This window comes from Tychonema sp. LEGE 06208, assembly GCF_015207505.1.
GTDB lineage: Bacteria > Cyanobacteriota > Cyanobacteriia > Cyanobacteriales > Microcoleaceae > Microcoleus.
The window spans coordinates 1-1,269 of sequence record NZ_JADEWT010000227.1 but is presented as its reverse complement, the minus strand read 5'-3'; the positions used below and the strand labels follow the sequence as shown (position 1 = coordinate 1,269).

Annotated in this window: 1 protein-coding gene; it reads right to left on the bottom strand. The window is 37.9% G+C overall.

The features are described from left to right. Positions 1–20 precede the first annotated feature (20 nt). On the bottom strand, positions 21–1,163 hold the full coding sequence (locus IQ263_RS28045; RefSeq protein WP_194061012.1) for an IS4 family transposase: 1,143 nt from the start codon (positions 1,161–1,163) through the stop codon (positions 21–23). Positions 1,164–1,269: the final 106 nt, after the last annotated feature.

The window sequence follows — 1,269 nt, the reverse complement described above, 5'->3', positions numbered from 1 at the left end:
CTGACGGGGTGACAACCCCGTTAAAACATAGACTCAATCAAGGACATAGCTCTCATACCCTTCTGAAAAAATGGCAATTTATTAGGTCTTATTTTCATTAATTCAACAACTATTTCCTGACAATATTCTATGCCTAATACCCAGGATTGACCCGATAATCCAATCCAAAAGCTACTATGCCGAGCTACAGTTCGCCCACTTTCTGTGAGGCGACCCACATATTTTTGAATGCCCATTCTTTTAATTTTGTCTCCTTGAAAAATAGCGCAAGTATAGGCAAAAGCTATTAATAAAATCAAGGTTTTTAAGCGCTCGTCACAAGCGTGACTTTTTTCGAGGTTATAGCCTCCTGTCTTGCAATCTTTGAACATAGCTTCGATCCCACTTCGACATCTAAATGTAGCCACAGCTTTTTTTAAAGTTCCTACATTTGTGAGGAGATACCAACCTTCATCTTCAACATGACCTTGATATCGACGCTTCCAATAACCTGCGATATCAAACTTGCCAAATCCTGTTTGCTTCGTCACTTTAACATCCCTAAAATAAAAGCTAGTACCTGGCATCAAACCCAACTCACTCAATCGCTTATATTCTTTACCTGCTTGTTCAATATATCGCCCCTTTTGTATTCTTAAAACAAACCTTACATTCTGATCGCACAGCCATTTTCCCAGTTTGACACTCCCAAATTCGCGGTCTCCTATTATCACAAATTTATATTTCTTTAACAAAGTCAGGATGGGACCAATCAATCTTTTTTGATCTTGGATATTACTACATCCTTTTTTCGGTAAGATTTGCCAGTATAATGGTAATGCTCTCCGCTGAAATATCAGGCTGATGACAAAGATATTTTTGTCCCGCCACTGCGTTCTATCAATGGCAACTTTCAACTCTTTTTGCTGGTTAACTTTAGTTCTTAAAATGTATTTAATCAGGGGAAACCACAGATTCTTAACATTGAGAATAGGTAGCTTCAAAAATCTTTGAATCCCTCGTCGCCTGCTCTCAAACAAAATTGGATAAGGCATTAATGTTGCCAGGGATTCAATGCTAACTTGTTTCTTGATTTGAAGCAGAAAGATTAAAATACTCAGGGTTAAGTATTCTGCTTGTTTCAGTTGTTTCTGGAAACAAATTTGGTAAAATGGAGGTAACATTTTCTATAGATGGGGTTGTTTAACGATATTGACCCCATCTTTTTTTACCATAAATCGGTCAAACCTTTGTTAGCTATGGGTTTTAACGGGGTTGTCACCCCGTCAG

Coding starts and splice junctions, on each gene's coding strand:
- IQ263_RS28045 (WP_194061012.1), bottom strand. CDS start 1,163: ATGTTACCTCCATTTTACCAAATTTGTTTCCAGAAACAACTGAAACAA.